Raw genomic sequence first — 15022 nt, forward strand, 5'->3', positions numbered from 1 at the left:
AAAATCTCTCCTCTAATTTAGCCGTTAATTCCTTGCACCAGGCGATAGGTATCGCGGGCAATGACAAGCTCTTCGTTTGTCGGAACCACCAGCACCTGCACCTTGGAATCAGCAGTGGAGATGCGGCGCGGATCACCGGAACGGACCTTGTTAGCCTCAGCATCAAGCTCGATGCCCAGGAACGTCAGATTATTCAGTACCCGTTCACGCAGCAGTGAGGCATTCTCGCCGACACCTGCTGTGAAGACGATAATATCTACACCGTTCATAGCTGCTGCATAGGAACCGATGTATTTGCGCAGACGGTATTCATACATTTCAAAAGCCAGCGTAGAATTAGGCTCGCCCTTCTCCGCTCCGTCGATAATGTCGCGCATGTCGCTGCTCACGCCGGAAATAGCCAGCAGACCGCTGTGCTTGTTCAGCATGGAGTTCACTTCGCCGACAGACAGCTCTTCCTTGTTCATTACATAAGGAACGATAGCCGGATCGAGGTCACCGCTGCGTGTACCCATCATCAGGCCTTCCAGCGGAGTCATCCCCATGGAAGTGTCAACGGATACTCCGCCCTGAACCGCAGTTACGCTGGCACCGTTACCGATGTGACAGGTAATGATCTTCAGATCTTCCAGCGGACGGTCCAGATACTCGGCAGCAGCTTTGCTTACGAAGTCATGGGAAGTACCGTGTGCGCCGTAGCGGCGGACTTTGTATTTGTTGTACAGCACTCTAGGAATGGCGTACATATAAGCTTTTTCCGGCATAGTCTGGTGGAATGCAGTGTCAAAAATAACAGCCTGCGGTACACCCGGCATATTGATTTCAGTTGCTGTAATCCCCATTACGGCTGCAGGATTGTGCAGCGGCGCAAGGTCAAACAGCTGGCGGATTTTCGACTTGGCGTCGCCGTCCACCAGAGCGGATTCCTTAAAGAACTCACCGCCGTGTACAACACGGTGGCCGACAGCATTGATCTCATCGATGGAGCTGATTACACCATGCTCGCTGTCAGTCAGGCAGGCAAGCACTTTGCGGATTGCAGTGTTATGCTCCAGAATTTCGCTGACTTCGGTTACTTCCTGTTTGCCGGTCGGCTTATGGGTCAGAATGGAGGAATCCATCCCGATACGCTCTACCAGACCTTTGGCCAGAACAGACTCATCAGTCATATTGTACAGCTGATATTTCAAAGAAGAACTGCCGGAGTTAATTACTAGAACGTTCATACACGGTCACCATCCTTGTCATACTTGAAGAAGCCTTCGCCCGATTTAGCACCCAGTTGTCCTGCACGTACCATTTTCTTAAGAATCGTGGATGGCCGGTATTTCAGCTCTCCATATTCACGGAACATGTTCTCAAGTGCGGCAAGTACGGAATCCAGGCCGAAACGGTCTGCCATTTCAAGCGGTCCATGCTGGAACTGGTAACCGATACGCATTGCATCATCGATATCCTCAGGTGAAGCAACACCTTCCTGCAGGACGTGCATAGCTTCGTTAATGAACAGGCAAATTAGGCGTGAAGTTACAAATCCCGGGGATTCATAAATCATTACGCCCTTCTTCTCAACGATTTCATCAACAAAGGTTTTGGTATCTTCAAAAGTGCTGTCAGAGGTTTTCAGACCGCGCACGATTTCGACAAGATCCACCTTGCCGACAGGATGTATGAAATGCATGCCAATAACGCGTTCAGGGTACATTGTAGAGCTGGCAAGCTCAGTCAAGCTTAGGGTAGAAGTGTTGCTGGCCAGAATAATGTGGCTTGGACACACCTGGTCAAGCTGGTTGAACACTTTTTGCTTATCTTCTAGATCTTCAGTAATGGTTTCGATGACCATATCGCAGGAGCTGAGCTCAGCGAAGTGTGTCACTTTCTGGATGCGGCTCAGAATCAGCTTCTTCTCAGCCTGGGTAATCGCCCATTTCTCCAATTGCTTATCGAGATTTGTCTCGATCATCTCATAGGAGTAGTCCAGTCTTTCTGCGTTTTTCTCCACAAGTAATACATCCAGGCCTTTGGCTGCCAGCATTTCGGCAATACCTTGTCCCATTGTGCCACCGCCGATGACACCAATCTTTTTAAACTTCATGTAAAAGCCTCCATCCTTTCAGGTATCTATACTTTTGTATTGTACCTTGTCTGTCGAAAAAAATATGTAGCCCGACATATAATAATATCTTAGCATGTCTCAAAAGTAAAAAAAATAACCGGCATAAATATTTATGCCGGTAATTTTACACTGTCACGAAATTGACAACGAAATTGCTCTCCGGAGAGAACTTCTTCCTTCATAAGGATGTCAAGGGAGTAATCAAAGATGTTCCGCTGATTCTCCAGCAGCTCACGCGTCCGGATCATGAGATCATCCAGTATTTTACTATTTTCTTTCATAAGCTCTTCTGTGGTAACCATTTGCAGATTTGCGATCCCCAGCGAGGTGAGGCCTGATTTCATCATGGTCTCTACAATATTCAGGGCCTGATCAAAGTCACCGCGTGATCCTGTGCTGCGTCCCCCGTAATACATTTCCTCAGAGGCTGCGCCGCCAAGCGCAATCATGATCTGATGCTCCAGATAATCCTTTGTATACAGGTACTGCTCTGTCTGCGGATTGTGCCGCACATAACCTAGCGCCTGTCCCCGCGGCGTCAGTGTTACCTGGCTGACGCTTCCCGGACGCAGCAGCTCTGCCATAATCGCATGGCCCAGCTCGTGGATTGCCACCCGCCGCTTTTCTTCCTGGTTGGTCTCACGGTCTGTCTTCTCGCCCATCATCACCTTGTCGATCGCTGAGGATAAATGGCGCTGCTCCACCTGGGTCAGATTTTCGCGCATCATATAAATCGCTGCTTCGTTCATGACGCTTTCCAGCTGGGCACCGGAGAACCCGTAGGCTTCCTCGGCGATTTTGTCCAGATCAACACTGGCATGCAGCGGCTTATTCTTGGCATGGAGATCGAGAATGGACTTGCGCCCCTTTTTGTCGGGCATATCCACCTGAATGTGGCGGTCAAACCGGCCCGGACGCAGCAGTGCGGAATCAAGCATTTCTTTGCGGTTCGTTGCGGCTATCAGCAGAATCCGGGGTGCATCGTTATTGTAGATCCCGTCCATCTCTGTCAGCAGCTGGTTCAGCGTCTGGTCATACTCGCGCTGCTGTCCGCCTTCACGCTTGCCGCCGATTACATCAATCTCATCGATAAAAATTATGGCACTCTGCTTGTTTTCCTTAACGGCACGGGTACGGGCATCCTTGAACAAATCACGGATACGTCCGGCACCGACACCTACATACATTTCAACAAACTCACTGCCTGATGCCGCAACAAAGACGGAATTGGTATAATGTGCCGCAGCCTTGGCCATCAGCGTCTTCCCTGTCCCCGGAGGTCCGGTCAGCAGAATCCCCTTGAGCGGGCGGATCCCGAACTTGCTGATCTCCTCATGACGGATCAGAAAGTCAAGGGCTTCACGCAGCTCCTGCTTGGCATTGTCCTGGCCGCCGATCTCCTCAAAGGTAAGCTTCGACGGGCCGTTCTTTTTGCGCTTCTTGTCAGCACCGGCATTGACTGTCAAACCACCGCGCAGATGGGCAATCAGCAGCAGGGCGCCGAGCATGCCGGCAGCGATAACAACCGGAAAAATATTAATGCCGACAAAAGCCATGAAAACGAGCAGCACCGGAGCAAAACCGGCGAGGACTTCCTTCCAATACTTAGGCATTATTCCACACTCCCATCGCTGCGGGAACCCGAGGTAAAATAATAAACTTGCTCTGTTTACCGTCACTCAGGCTCACATAGACGTTATTGTCGTCGATTTCTGTCGTTGCTGTCACATTCTGAAACTCGGAGCTTTGTACCTTGAGTCCGTCAAGCTTGGCCGGAATCAGTGTATATTTACGGCTCTCCATCGCTTCTGCAACGGAAAACATCGCCTTGTCCCAATATTCATCAAGCAATGCACTGGAGTTCTGGTCAACATCAAGCCTCAGCGTACGGCTGCCGATTGCTGACTTTCCTTCGCTATTAACATACTGCACAAGCTCACGCAGTTTCGTTCCAGGTTCAAGATTAAGTTTCAAAGTCACTTCATTGCGGTTAATACTAATATGTGATTCATTGACTCCTTCATAGGATGATACAATCTTCTGGAGCGGCTCCTGAACAGCGAACTGGCGGTAGGCATACCAGCCTCCAAACAGCAGCGCCGCAGACAACAGAGACGTTAACAGCACAGGTACAAGACGTAATTTCAAGCAACGTCCTCCTCTCAGATGTAAGCCAATATAATAAATAAATAATTAAGATAGCATGTTTAGCGATAACTTATTATCCGGCATGCTCTTTCGCATGTCTTAAGTACATGGACTAGTATATCATAGGTGTATATACGATTTCGCATAAATTTGTGAATATATTTAAAATTTTCGGTACTAATTTTTGGATACACTCCTTTGTTTCTATTTCATATCGACAAAAAAGACATGAATGATGAGATCATCCATGTCTTTTATCTGGCATTTCAGATAACTTTATCTGTCACTCCGTTAACCCGTTCCGTCATATAAACTGCAAAATCCCCCCATTTTCAAGAGGAATGATATCACCATGGCTGCTGGTTCCGCTGTGCTCCGTCAGGCAGTAATTAATCAGTGGCCAATACGGTGAAGCCAGCACTTTAAGTCCTCATTCCCCGCCCTCCTGCACCACAACAAGTTTGACCAATTACGCTTCAGTATCAGAATTGTTATATTAACTGTATATCATAAACTGCATACCTATCATATTCAGAAGGTTAAGCATAACAAAAACAGCAGCCGGACCATTACGTCCACCTGCTGCTTATGCCATTTCCCGCTCTATTATTTACTCGGCAGGCTGTAGCCCTCTCCGATTGCCGTACCATCGTTGAACCGGTAGAACCGGTAATAATACCGTCCTTCCTGCTTGTAGAAGACCTGCCATGCATATTCTCCGTTAAATACGCCGGGCAAAAGCCGCCTGATATCAGCACCGGGCAGCTCAGAAGCAAGCTTCTCCCGGATCTGCTGCTCTGAGGTACCCTGCGACAGCTCTGCCGCGTAAATATCGTTGTCGCCTCCTGCCGGTTTGCCGTCAAGTGTAAAGCGGACCCAGACCATCAGCTCGGTGCCCGCCTCATTCTTTCCTGTAAGCACCCAATAGGCTGCATTTTCATCCCAGACGGATTTCTGGGCTTTGGTCACCTCAGTCAGTCCGGCACGGCTTCTGGCCACTTCCCTGGCTGCGCTGCGCTCAGTCCACTGGTCCTTCATAATATAGGCATAGAACTGCCCTAGTCCGAACAAAAGGAGCAGTGCCGCACTGATCGCCAGCGGAAGCCATTTTTTCCTTTTCCTCAAAGTGCAGCTCCCTTTCCTAAAAAACTGACGGTATTCCCCGTTTAACTTGCATCATTATCTTTTAAGCAGGCTTTCAAAGGTTTCCTGCGCTTTGCGGCGGACTTCCTCTTCATCCAGTGTCAGGCACTGGCCGTGCTTAACAACCTGTTTACCGTTAACCCAGACATGCTCAACATCCTTTGCACTTGCCGAGTAGACCGCATGGGAGAGCAGGTCGGAATGCGGCAGCAGATGCGGCTGGTCAATATCAATGGCGATAAAGTCCGCTTTCATGCCTGCAGCCAGCCGGCCGACGTTGTTCAGGTAAATGGAAGCTGCCCCGTATTCCGTTGCCATCAGCAGCGCTTCCGGCGCAGGTACAGCGGTCGGATCACCGCTGACGCCTTTATGGATCAGCGCAGCCAGCCGCATTTCCTCGAACATGTCAAGGTTGTTGTTACTCGCCGCCCCGTCAGTGCCGAGTGAGACTTTGACTCCGGCTCTAAGCAGGTCCGGCACGCGGGCTACCCCGCTCGCCAGCTTGAGGTTGCTGCCCGGATTATGGGATACTCCCACATTGTATTTGGCCAGAATTTCAATTTCTTCATCATTCAGATGAACCCCATGGGCAATCAGGGATGGACGGGTGAACATGCCCAGCTTCTCCAGATGCGCTACCGGACGCAGTCCGTAATCGGCCACATTCTGCTCCACTTCATGACGGGTCTCGGACATATGTGTATGCATCGGCAGGTCCAGATCATGGGCTGCCTGTACAAACTTCATAAAGAAGTCCGGCGGACACGTGTATGGTGCGTGCGGTGAGAGCATCGCAGTAATTCTGCCGTCTGCCTTGCCGTGCCAGTTACGCGCAAACTCTACAGCCTCGGCGAGCTTCTGGTTCTGCACATCTTCAGGACACAGGCCGATGGCACCGCGCATCAGCACAGCACGGATACCCGACTGTTCTGTAACCTCAGCCACCCGGTCCATATGATCATACATATCAAGGAAAGTTGTTGTTCCGCCCTTGAGCATTTCCAGCACGGACAGGGCTGTTCCCCAGTACACATCATCTCCGGTAAATTTCGCTTCCATCGGCCACATTTTTTCCTGCAGCCAGGACTGAAGCACCATATCGTCACCATACCCGCGCAGCAGCGACATCGCCGCATGGCCGTGGGTATTGACCAGTCCCGGCATGAACAGCAGACGGCTGCCGTCAACCGTCAGTACACCTTCTTCGGCTGCAGGCTTGTCTTCCCCTATGTATGTGATCAGATCATCTTCTATCGTCATATAACCGCTTAGAACAGGCTGAAGCGAGCCAGGTACAAGAAACCGGCCGTTCGCGATTATCGTTTTATTGCTGCTCATCGGTAATGTCTTCCTTTCCGTCGTGCAAATAGTAGGCAAGGCTCTGCAGATCAGTCGTAAAATCAGCCGCATGGATACGGATCGACGGCGGAGTTTTCAGAATTACCGGAGCAAAATTAAGAATGGCCTCGATGCCCGATTCAACCAGAATATCGGCTACATTCTGCGCTTCACTGTCCGGTACGGTAATAATGCCGATCCGGATCCCCTGCTCACGGATGGTCTGGCCCAGCTCCTCCATCGGCTGAACCGTCAGGGAGTTGATTTTCTGGCCGACCTTGGGTGCGTAGGAGTCGAATACGGCAGTGATTTTCATCGTATCCTTCAGATAAGCATTATAATTGGAAAGGGCATGGCCCAGGTTACCCGCACCGACCAGAGCCACGTTGATCTGCTGGTCAAGCTTGAGGATATGGCGGATCTTTTCAATCAGGTAGGATACATCGTAGCCGATGCCCTTCCGGCCGAAGTCCCCGAAATAAGCCAGGTCCTTGCGGATCTGTGCAGGATTAAGATCAAGCTTCTGTCCCAGCTCCTGGGAAGAAACGGTTGCAATTTCGCGTTTCTGGAGATCATTCAAGAAACGCAGATACACTGGGAGCCTGCGTACGACAGCCTCCGATATTTTGTCCGATTTCATGTCTTCTCCTCCTAAATTTAGTATAACTCGGATGTGTATGAAATCCGCACCGCTCCCTGTTACTCAAGCAAACAGGGAGCTGTTACGGAACTAGACTAAGAATGAAATGAATGCATTTCAGGAAATGCTGCCCTCCAGCCATTCCTCAATTCTCGGAACCATCTGGTCAGTCAGCATATGCTCCATCTTGGGGCCTGGCAGCGAATACAGGAAATACTTCCCGTAGTAAGACTCGATAACCCTGGTATCATATACAATGACAATTCCCCGATCCTGGGCGGTGCGAACCAGCCGGCCGAAACCCTGTTTGAAACGGATAACCGCCTGTGGTACCGACAGCTTCATGAACGGGTTCTTCTTCTGTGCCTGCAGCAGCTCGGCTTTGGCCTCTGCAAGCGGGTGATTCGGAGGCTGGAACGGCAGTCTGACAATAGCCAGACAGGTGAGCGCATCTCCGGGAATATCCACGCCTTCCCAGAAGCTGCTGGTTCCGAGAAGCACCGCTGCGGAGCTGTCCTGGAAACGCCGGATCAGCTTGCTGCGGCTGCCTCCCTCTACGCCTTGCCCAAGCACAGCGATGTCCTCTGTGGCCAGTGCTTCCTTGAGCGGGTCATAGACCTGTCTCAGCATCTTATAGGAAGTAAACAGCACCAGCATGCGGCCTTTGGTCGCCACAGCGGCTTCTGCCAGCGAGTGCACCAGCTTGTCAACAAACCTGGCATCCCCTACACTGCCCTTCACGCTCGGAAAATCACGCGGGATAACAAGCAGTGCCTGCTCGCGGTAATTAAACGGTGAAGGCAGCAGCGCTGTCATCAGCCGCTCCTGCTCCGCAGCCTCGCCCAGGCCGAGATTATCGATCATGAACTGAAACGATTTATCCACAGACAACGTTGCGGAGGTCAGCGTTATACTCTTCTTCTTGTCGAAGAACAGCTCCTTGAGCTGGGCACTGACATCTACCGGTACAGCATACAGCTGCAGGGATTTGCCGCGGTAATTGCTGCTGCCTTCCATCCAGTACACAACATTCTCATCATTCAGGCCCATAAAGAAGCGGATCTGCTCGCGGATCGAGGCCAGATCCTTAAACAGGCCGCCGATGTCGGTCACCAGACTGTCCGAGGAGGACTGGCTGTCGGTATCGCGCATTTCACTGAGCATCTTGTCGCCCCTGCGGATAATATCGCTTAGGCTGAGATTCAGCGTGTTCTCCAGCGCAGCCAGCTCTTCCCAGTCCCTTGGCTTCTTGCCGGGATGCAGGCGTGACACCAGCTGCCCGGCCTCACCCGCTGCCGCATCACTGCGGTCCGGCAGCAGGCCGAACAGCCTGTCGCTGAGCACATCCCATGTTTCCTTGACGGTCAGCAGATCCGGATAAATCCGGTCGATTACACTGCTCCATTCGGAGGCCTGCTCGCTTCCCGACGACTGCAGGGTCTGGCGCAGCGCAGGGAGCTGGCCGCTCTTACTGTCCTTGTAGAGCCGTGTCAGCGTGTGGGCAACAGTGAAATATTTCATCTGCATGCCCAGATGCTTCCCTGCCACATCCTCCAGATGATGTGCCTCATCAATCACAAGATGCTCATAGGCAGGCAGCAGCTGATGCCCGGCCTTTACATCTGCGAACAGCTTGGAATGATTCGTAATGACTACATCGGCAATTCCGGCCTCATGCTTGGCCCGGTGGTAGTAGCATTTACGGAACCACGGACAGGATCGGCCCAGACAGGAGTCGGTGTCGCTGGCGACGCTTTCCCAGAAGTCGCCGCCGCGGCCGCTGAGATTCAGCTCCTCATCGTCACCGGACTGCGTCTGGGTAAGCCACACCAGCATTTGAGCTGCTGTGAGCGTTTCTTCCCTGGTACTTACGAAGTCCTTATTATTTATTTTATGTTCAAACTTGCGCAGACACAAATAGTGCCCTCTTCCCTTAAAGACGGCAGCCTTAAACGGAAACGGGACCACTGTAGTCAGGAGGGGAATGTCTCGCTCACGCAGCTGATCCTGCAGATTGATTGTATGTGTGCTGACCATCACCTTCTGGTCCGTACGCACGCTATGATAAATAGCCGGCAGCAGGTAGCCCAGCGATTTGCCGGTGCCGGTACCCGCTTCAATCAGCAGATGCTTCTCTTCCTGAAGGGCGGTCTTTACTTCGCCGATCATAATCTCCTGTGCTTCCCGCGCTTCATACTGCGGTAACGTATCCTTCAGCCTGACTGTCACCTCAGCCATGTAGTCCTCAAAGGATACATTCTCCAAAGGATTGCCGGAACCCTCCTCGCGCGGTGAAACAAGCTCATTCCAGTCTCCGACCGCAAGTGCCAGCTGACGGTGAAAAGTCAGCTCGCCCTCCGGCTGGAAGGTCTCCATCTCCCGCTCGTGAAGCAGGCCATCAAAATACCAGGCCAGATCGCTGTCCTCGCCGGCAAACAGCTCATTCAGGCGCTGAATGGTCAGCAGCGGCAGGATATACAGCTCGTCAAGGCATTTAAGCAGCACGAGCGCAGTGGCAAGTGCATCGCTGTCAGCCTGATGCGGACGCTCATGCGTCAGCTTGAAATGCGCACTGACTGCACCGAGCTGATAGGTGGTCAGCGACGGAAAGCATATTTTGAGAAAATCAATCGTATCGAGAATCCGGCCCTGAAACGGCAAGTAGCCGCAGCGGTCCAGGGCATTCTGTAAAAAGTGGAAATCAAATGCGACATTATGCCCTACCAGCACAACATCATCCAGCAGCGGGACCAGCTCCATCATCATTTCATCCAGCTCCGGCGCATCCGCAACATCCGCGTCGGTTATGCCGGTCAAGCCTGTAATAAAAGGAGGAATCGGTGTTCCGGGCTTGACATAGGACCCATATACCCGGGAAACAGACCGGTCTTCTTCTATAATGGCAAGGCCAACCTGGATGATCTCACCCACAGATTGGGTTCCCGTAGTTTCAAAATCAAGCACGGCAAATTTCATTGTAAGTTCTATTCCCTTTCACTTGAGACTCCATATCAGCATAACAGAAGTTACGTAAAAAGGCGATGCAAGCCGCTTGTTCAAGTGGATGCATCGCCTAAATGAATGGCTATGATTACAAAAGCGAAACAAGCTGTTCCCCGAATTGGAGCTTACCGCCTTTTTTGCGGCATACCTCCAGATTGACATTAGGCTCCGGCAGAGCCGGATCATGCTGCAAAGACAAACCGAACAGTTCACTTGCCTCATGGAAGCGCTCCTGTGAGGCCCTGATGCAGCCCATGGCATTATAGATCATTGCCTTAAGCTTGCTCTCCCGGATCAGGGCGAGCATATGGTTCAGATGGCTCCAGGCCGTCTCCGCGTCCCCTTCCTGCAGATAAGCCATGGCCAGATACAGGCGGGCGGCCAGGCTGTCCGGATACCGCCGGATCACTTCCTGAAACTGCTGGATACATTTACCGTACATCAGGAGCTTATAATACCCCTGGCCCCGGACAAAAGAATCCATGGCAAGCTCGGGCGCCTCCTGCTGCGGCACTTCTTCCTCAGGCTCGAGCTGCAGTTCAGTCTGTTCCCGGAACTGGCTCAGCTGCTCGGCAAAGGCCAGCCACTCGTCCATCACTTTGTCACTGAGCCTGTGAAGCATGTTGTACTTGCGGATCAGTTCATTCCGGTACTCCCCCTCCGAAGAGGGGTAGTCACGGGCAATCTCCTGGAGCATCTTGTTCATTTCAGCAAATAAATGTTGAAACATCGGGCCATCCCCCTTTACTGAACATGAAATCAGCCTAAGCTTGCCTGCCTTCATTTTTCGCAAAGTCGGGGCGGTTCATCCCTGCCATTGATTACATGGCCTGCAGCTGTCTTATCAGGCGATTGTAGCGTGCAGCTCATGGTCAGCCAGCTTGACCGGCTTATTGTCTGCGTCCACAAACACAACCGTCGGCTTGTGGCCGGCCAGTTCATCAGCGGACAGCATTGCATAAGAGATAATAATGACTGTATCACCAGGCTGCACCAGGCGGGCCGCCGCCCCGTTAAGGCAGATGACGCCGCTGCCGCGCGGGCCCGGAATAACGTAGGTTTCCAGCCGGGAGCCGTTATTATTGTCCACAATCTGTACCTTTTCGTTCTCAAGCAGGTCGGCCGCTTCCATCAGATCCTCATCAATCGTAATGCTGCCTACATAATTAAGATTGGCCTCTGTCACCGTCGCACGGTGAATTTTGGATTTCATCATATGTCTAAACAAGGGCGGGAGCCTCCTTCGGAATAAATACATTATTGTCGATCAGCCGGGTTCTGCCGAATTTGACCGCCAGCGCAATGATAATCTCACTGCCGGAGTTAGTAAGCGGCGATCCGGGTTCCAGCGTCTCCAGATCAGGGAAAGTCAGAATTTCCACATAATCGATTACGGCCAGCGGAGCCGAGGATATTTCCGAGACAAGAAGCGTCCGGGCTTCATCTGCAGTACGGACCGAACCCTCGTCCATTGCCTGACGAACAGCCTTTAGTGAACGGGACAGCACAAGCGCCTGGCTGCGCTCTTCTGCTGACAGATAGACATTGCGCGAGCTGAGCGCCAGCCCGTCATTCTCGCGGACGATCGGACAGGCAATAATTTCAACATTCATATTGAGGTCGGATACCATGCGGCGCAGTACCGCCACCTGCTGGGCATCCTTTAGCCCGAAGAAGGCATAATCAGGCTGTACCATATTAAACAGCTTGTTAACTACAGTGGTTACACCGTCGAAATGCCCCGGACGTGAAGCGCCGCAGAGTCTGGTAGTCAGTGAGGATACCGAGATCTTGGTAAGTGTAGGCTGCGGGTACATTTCCTCCACACTCGGAATGAAGACGATATCTGCACCCTCCCGCTCGGCAAGCTCCAGGTCGCGTGCTTCATCACGCGGATAAGAGGCATAATCCTCATTCGGCCCGAATTGCAGCGGATTGACAAAAATGCTCATCACCACCGTATTGCTCTTCTCACCGGCCTTGCGCAGCAGACTGGCATGTCCTTCGTGCAGGTATCCCATAGTCGGCACAAAACCGACTGGAGTATGCCCTCCCTGACGCATATAATCAAGCGCTTCGCGCAATTGTGCTACTGTTCTGACTACTCTCATCTTACTTCTCTCCTTTTCCGGCAGCGCCGTATAAAGATTCCAGTACATGCTCATCGGCATTAAAAACATGATTCTCCGCAGGGAAGGAACGCTCCTTCACTTCCTTAACATAGCTGCTGATGCCTTCCCGGATAATACTGCCGACATCCGCATATGTTTTGACAAAACGCTTCTCCCGGTAAGGTGAGGCATAACGCACAAGATCATGGAACACGAGTACCTGACCGTCACAGTATCGTCCTGCCCCAATGCCGATCGTCGGAATGCTGAGCGCCTTCGTAATGGCTTCCGCCACTTCCTCAGTCACCAGCTCAAGTACAATCCCGAAAGCACCGGCTGCTTCCAGCGCCTTAGCCTCATTCATCAGCCGCTGTGCATCCTCAGGGTCCTTCCCCTGAATCCGGTAGCCGCCGATCATATTGACCGACTGCGGAGTCAGGCCGATATGTCCGAGAACAGGCACTCCCGCCTTCGTGACAGCAGACACGGCTTCGCAGATTTCCAGCCCGCCTTCCATCTTAACCGCATGGGCACGGCCTTCCTGCATCAGTCTGCGCACTCCGCGCAGCGTCTCATCAACGCCCCCGTGATAGGTCATAAAAGGCATGTCAGCCACTATAAAAGTGTTCTGCGCCCCCCGGACGACAGAGCGGGTATGGTAGACCATATCGTCGATCGTTACCGGCAGTGTCGTATCATAGCCGAGTACCACATTTCCCAGCGAATCACCGACGAGGATCAGGTCAATCCCCGCCTCTTCGGCCAGCAGCGCCGAAGGATAATCATAAGCGGTCAGCATGCTCAGGGGCACACCCTCCGCTTTCATTTTTTTCATCTTTACAATGTTCAGTGCATGTTTGTCAGCCACTCTCTCCATTCCCCTTTTCGCAGTCAAGTAGAAACGGCTTCGCCGTCCTTTAGGGAAGGCGGCACCCGTTTCTGCGAGAATTATCAGAAGGATAAGTCATAAGGCTTGGACTTCTGATAAGTTAAAGTACGCGTAAACGCGCAAACAAAAAAACCCTTTAGCATAATCGGCTAAATAGGTCCGAAGGGCAAAAAAGAGTCACTCGCGATCGTCCCTTCTGTCTCGGTCCTTACGGCTCAGAGCAGAATCCAACGTAACCGTCTTGTACAGTTATGAAGGTACATCCAAAAGCAATTACTCAGTTATTAAAGCCTAGCCGGAGTACAGTTCGCACCAAGGCGATACCGTCTCTGTCCATAGTATACCAAAACCTGTCGCCAATTACACGAAAAAAATATGACAAGGGATGGAACCCTTGTCATATCAGATCATTTCTATCTCCCCTGACAGGATGCTGGTGATGTTGCCAGCCTCATCCTGCAGCTGCAGTCCGCCGTTCTCATCCAGTCCCACTGCCTTACCTTCAGAGCGGCCCTGGGGTGTTGTGAAGCTTATCTGGCGTCCAAGCGTCACCGACATAGATTCCCAGAGCTCCTTCACAGGCCGGAAGCCCTGATCCAGGTACAGACAGTAGAGATATTCCAGCTCAGTCAGCACAGCCCGGGTCAGCTGTTCACGGTCAACCGGGATGCCTCCGCCTTCGATGAGCAGCGAGGTTCCGACGCCCTGCAGATAGTCCGGATAGTCCTCCTCGGTCAGATTGGCAGAGATGCCGATGCCGGCGATGGCATAATGCAGGCCTCCTTCCCGGAGGGAGGATTCCAGCAGGATGCCGCAGATTTTGCGTCCGCCGGCCAGCAGATCATTCGGCCATTTAATTCCGGCCGGCACACCGGTCACTTCACGGATGGCTGTGCAGACAGCCACCCCGGCCAGCAGCGTAAGCTGCGGCGTCAGGGCAAGCGGCAGGTCAGGGCGGAGCACAATGCTCATCCAGATGCCCTTGCCCTTTGGCGAATGCCATTTCCGGCCCATCCGGCCGCGGCCGCCGGTCTGCTCCTCGGCCCGGACGGCTGTACCTTCGGGGGCACCTGCCTCAGCAAGCTTCTTCACTTCCTCCTGAGTTGAAACCACTGAGTCAAGCAGCTGCAGGCGGTCCTGCCAGCCGGAAACGAAGCTGTCGCGTGCCGGAAGGCCGGGCACAGGCTTATGGTTATGATTCATCTATATCCATCCTTCTTGCTTCTTGAAGCAATACTTGTCGGTCATTCGGGCAGTCCCCCGCCGCTACAGCCAGCAGCAGCTTATTCAGCAGCACACCGAGCCACGGCCCGGGAGTCTTGTCAAGCAGACCGGCCAGCTCCTTGCCGGACACCGCCAGTTCGGCGAGCGAGCGGATTGGCATCTCTTCGGTCCATGACCGGAGAGTAGCGGGCAGGATATGCTGGCGGATCAGCGCTGCGCTGTCAGCTGCGCGTGAGACGGGCTGGCCCGCTGGCGCTGCGTTGTCAGTTGCGTGTGAGACGGGCTCGCCCGCTGGCGTTGCGCTGTCGGCTGCGTGCAAGACGGGCCTACCGGCTGGCGCAGCCATGCCGGCGCCCTGTGCAGGCGGCTCCGCGCTGCCTGCAGTGCCTGCGGCGCCTGCGGCAGCGCCG

General features: G+C 52.8%; 13 protein-coding genes and 1 pseudogene. All 14 read right to left on the reverse strand.

Annotated elements, in window-relative coordinates; all coding sequences use genetic code 11:
• Positions 1 to 17: 17 nt before the first annotated feature.
• Entirely contained in the window at positions 18 to 1226 is a 1209-nt protein-coding gene (locus AWJ19_RS29035) for an acetate kinase (RefSeq protein ID WP_068728656.1), read from the reverse strand.
• Positions 1223 to 2095 carry a 3-hydroxyacyl-CoA dehydrogenase NAD-binding domain-containing protein gene (locus tag AWJ19_RS29040; protein ID WP_068728657.1) on the reverse strand — a complete coding sequence of 291 codons (873 nt, stop codon included), beginning with the start codon at positions 2093 to 2095 and terminating at the stop codon, positions 1223 to 1225. Before AWJ19_RS29040 ends, AWJ19_RS29035 begins: the two co-directional genes overlap by 4 nt.
• 131 nt (positions 2096 to 2226) lie before the next feature.
• Positions 2227 to 3729, reverse strand: coding sequence for an AAA family ATPase (locus AWJ19_RS29045; protein ID WP_068728658.1), 1503 nt, complete (start codon positions 3727 to 3729; stop codon positions 2227 to 2229).
• Positions 3722 to 4264 carry a hypothetical protein gene (locus AWJ19_RS29050; protein WP_068728659.1) on the reverse strand — a complete coding sequence of 181 codons (543 nt, stop codon included), beginning with the start codon at positions 4262 to 4264 and terminating at the stop codon, positions 3722 to 3724. The genes AWJ19_RS29045 and AWJ19_RS29050 overlap by 8 nt, the downstream gene beginning before the upstream one ends.
• A gap of 606 nt (positions 4265 to 4870) precedes the next feature.
• Positions 4871 to 5389, reverse strand: coding sequence for a DUF5590 domain-containing protein (locus AWJ19_RS29055; RefSeq protein WP_068728660.1), 519 nt, complete (start codon positions 5387 to 5389; stop codon positions 4871 to 4873).
• A 54-nt stretch (positions 5390 to 5443) separates the two neighbouring features.
• The gene (locus AWJ19_RS29060; RefSeq protein ID WP_068728661.1) at positions 5444 to 6745 is read right to left on the reverse strand and encodes an amidohydrolase; all 1302 of its coding nucleotides are present in this window, start codon (positions 6743 to 6745) and stop codon (positions 5444 to 5446) included.
• Positions 6732 to 7385, reverse strand: coding sequence for a redox-sensing transcriptional repressor Rex (locus AWJ19_RS29065; protein WP_068728662.1), 654 nt, complete (start codon positions 7383 to 7385; stop codon positions 6732 to 6734). Before AWJ19_RS29065 ends, AWJ19_RS29060 begins: the two co-directional genes overlap by 14 nt.
• A gap of 117 nt (positions 7386 to 7502) precedes the next feature.
• Positions 7503 to 10361, reverse strand: a complete 2859-nt coding sequence (gene dinG, locus AWJ19_RS29070) for an ATP-dependent DNA helicase DinG (protein ID WP_068728663.1) — start codon at positions 10359 to 10361, stop codon at positions 7503 to 7505.
• A 115-nt stretch (positions 10362 to 10476) separates the two neighbouring features.
• Positions 10477 to 11118: a tetratricopeptide repeat protein gene (locus tag AWJ19_RS29075; RefSeq protein WP_068728665.1), complete on the reverse strand. Its 642-nt coding sequence runs from the start codon at positions 11116 to 11118 to the stop codon at positions 10477 to 10479.
• A 114-nt stretch (positions 11119 to 11232) separates the two neighbouring features.
• Positions 11233 to 11616, reverse strand: a complete 384-nt coding sequence (panD, locus tag AWJ19_RS29080) for an aspartate 1-decarboxylase (protein WP_068728666.1) — start codon at positions 11614 to 11616, stop codon at positions 11233 to 11235.
• Positions 11609 to 12499, reverse strand: a complete 891-nt coding sequence (gene panC / locus AWJ19_RS29085) for a pantoate--beta-alanine ligase (RefSeq protein ID WP_068728667.1) — start codon at positions 12497 to 12499, stop codon at positions 11609 to 11611. Before panC ends, panD begins: the two co-directional genes overlap by 8 nt.
• Before the next feature lies 1 nt (position 12500).
• A complete protein-coding gene (panB, locus tag AWJ19_RS29090; protein ID WP_068728668.1) occupies positions 12501 to 13367 on the reverse strand; it encodes a 3-methyl-2-oxobutanoate hydroxymethyltransferase in 867 nt (288 codons plus the stop codon).
• Positions 13368 to 13790: 423 nt separating this feature from the next.
• Complete coding sequence (locus AWJ19_RS29095) at positions 13791 to 14591, reverse strand: biotin--[acetyl-CoA-carboxylase] ligase (RefSeq protein ID WP_068728670.1); 801 nt, start codon at positions 14589 to 14591, stop codon at positions 13791 to 13793.
• Positions 14581 to 15022 (reverse strand): annotated as a pseudogene (locus tag AWJ19_RS29100) (hypothetical protein); the annotation flags it as partial. The pseudogene AWJ19_RS29100 and the gene AWJ19_RS29095, both read right to left, overlap by 11 nt.

Origin of the sequence: Paenibacillus sp. DMB5, assembly GCF_001517085.1 — a bacterium.
Lineage (GTDB): Bacteria > Bacillota > Bacilli > Paenibacillales > Paenibacillaceae > Paenibacillus_AQ.

Excerpts from the sequence above, each read along its gene's own strand:
- AWJ19_RS29040 (WP_068728657.1), bottom strand. The coding sequence starts at position 2,095 with ATGAAGTTTAAAAAGATTGGTGTCATCGGCGGTGGCACAATGGGACAA.
- AWJ19_RS29095 (WP_068728670.1), bottom strand. The coding sequence starts at position 14,591 with ATGAATCATAACCATAAGCCTGTGCCCGGCCTTCCGGCACGCGACAGC.
- dinG (WP_068728663.1), bottom strand. The coding sequence starts at position 10,361 with ATGAAATTTGCCGTGCTTGATTTTGAAACTACGGGAACCCAATCTGTG.
- panC (WP_068728667.1), bottom strand. The coding sequence starts at position 12,499 with ATGAGAGTAGTCAGAACAGTAGCACAATTGCGCGAAGCGCTTGATTAT.
- AWJ19_RS29045 (WP_068728658.1), bottom strand. The coding sequence starts at position 3,729 with ATGCCTAAGTATTGGAAGGAAGTCCTCGCCGGTTTTGCTCCGGTGCTG.
- AWJ19_RS29065 (WP_068728662.1), bottom strand. The coding sequence starts at position 7,385 with ATGAAATCGGACAAAATATCGGAGGCTGTCGTACGCAGGCTCCCAGTG.
- AWJ19_RS29060 (WP_068728661.1), bottom strand. The coding sequence starts at position 6,745 with ATGAGCAGCAATAAAACGATAATCGCGAACGGCCGGTTTCTTGTACCT.
- AWJ19_RS29035 (WP_068728656.1), bottom strand. The coding sequence starts at position 1,226 with ATGAACGTTCTAGTAATTAACTCCGGCAGTTCTTCTTTGAAATATCAG.
- AWJ19_RS29075 (WP_068728665.1), bottom strand. The coding sequence starts at position 11,118 with ATGTTTCAACATTTATTTGCTGAAATGAACAAGATGCTCCAGGAGATT.